A 5209-nucleotide genomic window follows, 5' to 3' on the forward strand; every position below is an offset into this window, starting at 1 on the left:
CCGCCGGCCGGTTGCGCAGCCGGCCGACCTGGACGACCGCCCACCTCGCGACCCGGCTGCGCGAGGGACGATTATCCGAACTGGACGCGGTCTTCGCGTTGTCGTTCGGCCAGCTCCCCGCCGGGCACCAGAGGCTCTTCGCCCTGCTGGGCCTGCACCACGGCACGGACTTCGACGTCCACCAGGCCGCCGCGCTCGGTGAGCTCGACCTGCTGGAGTGCGACGGGATGCTCGAGGATCTCGTCGACGTCCACCTGCTCGAAGCGACCACGCTCGGCCGTTACCGGATGCACGACCTGCTCCGGCAGTACGCGCAGTCCAAGGTGGAGGCGTCGCGCGAGCCGCTGACCCGGCTGCTCGACCACTTCCTGGACACCGCGAACCAGGCGACGCGGCTGATGTCGCCCGCCGCCCGCAAGTTCGAGGTCGACATCACCTACCGGCCCGCGAACCGGCTCGTGCTGCGCGACTACGACCACGCGGTGGAGTGGCTGGAGACCGAACGGCAGACGCTCGTCGCCGCCGTGGCGCTGTCCCTCGACGGTGACTGGCGCACGCACACGTGGCAGCTCGCACGCGCGATGACGTTCTTCTGCATGGTGCGCGGGCACACGCGTGACTGGGCCACGATCAACGAACTGGCGCTGGAGGCCGCGAAGGACGAGCCGTTCGCGCTCGCGCTCACGACGAAGAACTACGCGATGGTGTTCTGGCAGACCGCGCGGTACCAGGACGCCATCTACTACAACGAGCGTGCGATCGAGATGCTGCGCGAGCAGGACGACCTGCAGGGCGTGGCGGGCACGCTGAACAACCTGTCCCTTGTGTACCGGACGCTCGGCCGTCACGCCGAGGCCGCCGATCTGCTGGAACAGGCGATCACGGTGGCTCGTCAGCTCGGCGACCGGCACCTCGAGTCCCAGGCGATGAGCAACGTCAGCAACATTTACAGCGCGCTCGGCCGGTACGACGAGGCGCTGCAGGCCTGCACGTCGGCACTGGCGTTGATGCGCGAGCTCGGGAGCCGCCGCGACGAGGCGGACACCCAGAGCGCGCTGGGCATGATCCTGCACGCCATGGGCAGGCACGAGGAGGCGCTGGACGCGTTGACGTCGGCGCTGGCCGCGGTTCGCGCGATCGGTGACGTCACGACGGAAACCGTTGTGCTGAACTACCTCGGCGAGGTGCTCACCGCCGCCGGGCGCCCCGAGAAGGCTCTGGCGCCGTTGCGTGAGGCGCTCGACCTCGCGGAGCGGATCGACGACCGGCGCGAGGCCGCGAACGCGCACAAGCACCTCGCCAAGGCGGTCGCGGATCCGGTGGAGGCAGCACGGCACGCGAAAGAGGCCGAGGAGAGATTCGCGGCGCTAGGCACCGACTGAACGGGGTCCCGGCCGCCCTCCCGGGAGCACCGCGCCGCGCGGCAACCCGTCCCGCAGCAACGGCAACAGCTTGGGGTGCTTGCTCATCAGCACCGCGGCCGTGCCGTTGCGCTGCTGGACCCGGCGGCAGAAGTGGGGCGACAACGGCACCCCGAGGTACGCCTCCGCCCGTGGCCCGTACACGACCTTGTCGCCCTGCCCGCACCACGCGGCGGCGACCGCCCGGCCGTCCACCCAGACGTACCCCTCGACGTACACCCCGTGTCGCAGGCGGGCCGCTTCACTGAAAGCGACGCTGAAGGTCACCTGCGGCTGGAGGCGGGTCTCATCGTCGGCGGACCACCACCTGCCGACGTCGAGCACCAGTCCCTCCATGCTCGCGTGCGCCCATTCCGAGTCGTCCACGAGCGTGCGGAACGGCGCTTCCAGCTCGGTGAGCGCCGCCGTGAGCTCTTCCACCCGCTCATGGTGCGTCGTTCCCGCCGGTCTCGCAGTCCAAACAGGACCGGCCGGCTACGCGATCGTGACGGTGATGCTCACCTGCACCGGCCCCGCGGTACCGGTGATGACGCCGTCCCCCGCCTTGTTCCCGGCCTGCAGGCGCGCCCTGAACGTGATCGTCTCGCCCGGCTCCATCGTCTCCCCGCCCTCGCAGGTGACGGTGCCCTTGCCCGCAGGGCAGCCGACGAACCCGGCGGACATCTTGCCAGGTCCGACCGTCTTGATCTTGTCGGGCATGGTCAACGTCAACGTTGGCAACGTCGTCGGCGCCGAGCCGGTGTTGGTGATGCTGATGTTCATCTCGTGGGGCGGGCCCTCGGTGGTCATGGCGATGGTGCTGGGCGCCGACGAGGAGAACTCGCTGTCCCCGGCGGGAGTGAACGTGGTGGTCGCCGGTTCGTTGACCGCGCTCGACCTGCCCGGCGCGGACCCGGCGGAACTGCCCGTCGGCGCGCTGCCGGACGTCGGGACAACGTTGGACGGGGAACCGGTCGACGCGGCCCCGACCGAGGTGCTCGACGTGATCACGGGAGCGGCACCGGGGGATGTGGACGGGTTGTCGGTGCTGACGACACCCGACGCGGCGACGACCACGACGGCGGCGGCCGAGGCGGCCACGCCGAACCACGAGGTAGCGCTGATGGTGACGGCCGCACCCTTGGTCGCGGCCGCGGCCAGGTAGCCGGCCGTGCCCGTGCCGAGCACGATCGGTGCGATGAGGCCGCGCAACGCACCGTTGACGTCGGCCAGTTCGCTGGCGAGCGCGCGGCATTCGGCGCAGTCGTCCATGTGCGCGTCGAGCTGGACGGCCTCGCGCCCCTTGAGCCCGCCGCGCGTCCAGGCACCGAGTTTGGTCACGGTCGCACGGCACCGTTCCGCGGGCTCCTGGGCCACGTGCGCCTGCAGGAACGCCTTGCGCAGGCCTTCGCGGGCGCGGAACGCCATGGCGGAGACGCCGTTCGCGGTCAGTCCGAGCAGCGGCGCGATCTCGCCGGGTGACTGACCCTCGATCGCGGTGTGCCACAACACGGTCTGCCACCGTTCCGGCAGCGACGCGAACGCCGTGGCGGCCAGCGCCTGGTCGAGATCCTCCACCGCCTTGTCGCGGAACGGCACACTGGTCACCTTGGTGGCGCCGGGAACCTCCTCGACGTTCCCGGCCAGCTCCAGCCGCTTTTCCTTGCGGGTCCTGTCGTAGGCCGCGTGGCGCACAGCGGTGAGCAGGTACGGCCGGAACGCCGCGCCAGGACCACCACCGGTGCGCAGGGCGGCGAGGACCTTGGCGAACGCGTCCGCCACGAGGTCGTCGGCGTCGGCGGAGGACGTGGACAGCTGCAGCGCGAGGATCGTGGCGGACCGCACGTGGCGCTCGTAGAGCTTGCCGTAGGCCTCGACCTTGCCGTCGCGGACGGCATCGATCAGGTCGGCGTCCGACGGCGGTCGTCCACGCTGCCCGATCAAGAATGCCGCCTTACGTCATGCCCAGTACCGATACGCGGACCCTATCGAGATGACTCAACGCGAACAATCCACGCATACGAAACTGATGTAATAAAAGAGGTTTAGGACGGGCCTAAGTCTTGACCAACACAGGTCCGATGGCCCTGGTGCGTACTTACGTTGCCTGCCGTGACGGACTTCCTGACCCAACTGGCGCCGATACGCACGGCCGTGCCGATCGAACGGCACAGCCTGCTCTCCGACCGGCGCGCCCTCGCCCTGGTCACGCCGGACGCGGACGTGACGTGGCTGTGCCACCCCGCACCGGACTCCCCGGCGCTGTTCGCCAAACTCCTCGGCGGTGACGGTCATTTCTCGGTCAGGCCGCAAAAGGACCAGCTGCCGCTGGGCCAACGGTACGTATCCGGCACCATGACCGTGCAGACCCGCTGGACGGGTTTGCAGGTCACCGACCGGCTCGCTGGCGGTCTCGTGCGTTCTGTCGAGGGCCGAGTTCCTGCGTTCGTGGAGTTCGCGCCACGCCCGGACTTCGGTCAGGCGGCCGTGCGGCTCGAACGAACCACCGACGGTCTCCGGGTGGCAGGCACGCCGATCGAGCTGTGTTCCCCTGGCGTGGAATGGCAGATCGAGGACGGCACGGCCACTGCGGTGATCGCCCCGCCCGCCGTCCTCGAACTGCGCTGGGGCGCCCGACCGTCCGAAGAGGACTGGTTCGGCTGGGTGGAGGCGTTGCGACTGCCCGCGACCCAGCGCGATCTGGTCCGAAGATCCGCCCTCACGTTGCGCGCCCTGTGCCACCGCGACACCGGCGCCGTGCTCGCCGCCGCCACGACCTCGCTGCCCGAGCAGATCGGCGGTGTCCGCAACTGGGACTACCGCTACTGCTGGCTGCGCGACGCCGCCCTCACCGTGCAGGCCTTGGTGTCACTGGGATCGACGCAGGAGGCAGAGGCCTTTCTCGGCTGGCTGCACGGCGTGCTCGCCACGATCCCGGGCCCGGAACACCTGAACCCCCTCTACACGGTGCACGGCACGGCCCTCGGCCCGGAACTGGTGATCGACAGCCTCCCCGGCTACGCGGGCTCCGGCCCCGTCCGCGTCGGCAACCTCGCCGACCACCAGGTCCAGCTCGACGTCTTCGGCCCGATCACCGATCTCGTCCACGACCTGGCGCTGGCCCGCGGCACCCTGGCCGACCGCGACTGGGACGTCGTCACGGCGATGGTCCGCGCCGTGACGTGTCGCTGGAACGCGCCTGACCACGGCATCTGGGAGGAACGGCACGTGCCGCGCCACCGCGTCTACTCACGCGTGATGTGCTGGCAGACGCTCGATCGCGCCATCGCTCTGGCCACCCGCTTCGGCCGTTCGGCCGACCCCGGCTGGCTCTCGTTGCGCGACACCATCGCCGCCGACGTGCTCGACCACGGCTGGAACCCCGGCGTCGGCGCCTTCACCACCGCCTACGACGGCACCGACCTGGACGCCGCCTCCCTGCACGTGGGCCTGTCCGGCCTGCTGGACCCCGACGACGAACGCTTCCGCTCCACGGTCGTCGCGGTCGAGGAGGTTCTGCGCAGCGGGCCGACCGTCTACCGCTACCTGCGCAACGATGGTCTTCCCGGCGACGAGGGCGGCTTCCACCTGTGCACGGCGTGGCTGATCGAGGCCTACCTGAAGGTTGGCCGCCGCGCGGACGCCGAGGAGCTGTTCGAGAGCTTCGTCAGGCTGACTGGGCCGACGGGGCTGCTGCCGGAGGAGTACGACCCCGTCGCGGAACGGTCACTGGGCAACCACCCGCAGGCCTACTCCCACCTGGGCCTGATCCGCTGCGCCCGCCTGCTCGATCAGGGATGACCCGTGCC

The 5209-nt window shown here is 70.3% G+C and carries 3 protein-coding genes and 1 pseudogene; 2 read left to right on the plus strand and 2 right to left on the minus strand.

The window, feature by feature from the left end; all coding sequences use genetic code 11:
- On the plus strand, positions 1-1382 hold a 1382-nt coding region (locus tag FXN61_RS47005; RefSeq protein ID WP_167980274.1), incomplete at its 5' end, for a tetratricopeptide repeat protein.
- Here the strand turns inward: FXN61_RS47005 and FXN61_RS47010 are convergent.
- Both FXN61_RS47010 and FXN61_RS47015 read right to left on the minus strand, forming a co-directional pair.
- The gene (locus tag FXN61_RS47010; protein ID WP_167980275.1) at positions 1368-1841 is read right to left on the minus strand and encodes a hypothetical protein; all 474 of its coding nucleotides are present in this window, start codon (positions 1839-1841) and stop codon (positions 1368-1370) included. The two genes, FXN61_RS47005 and FXN61_RS47010, sit on opposite strands and share 15 nt — an antisense overlap.
- A 54-nt stretch (positions 1842-1895) precedes the next feature.
- Positions 1896-3344, minus strand: coding sequence for a sigma-70 family RNA polymerase sigma factor (locus FXN61_RS47015; protein ID WP_167980276.1), 1449 nt, complete (start codon positions 3342-3344; stop codon positions 1896-1898).
- 207 nt (positions 3345-3551) lie between these two features.
- Here FXN61_RS47015 and FXN61_RS47020 point away from each other — a divergent pair.
- Positions 3552-5201 (plus strand): annotated as a pseudogene (locus tag FXN61_RS47020) (glycoside hydrolase family 15 protein); the annotation flags it as partial.
- Between the last annotated feature and the right edge of the window lie 8 nt (positions 5202-5209).

It is taken from the genome of Lentzea indica (assembly GCF_012184385.1).
Taxonomy (GTDB): domain Bacteria; phylum Actinomycetota; class Actinomycetes; order Mycobacteriales; family Pseudonocardiaceae; genus Lentzea; species Lentzea indica.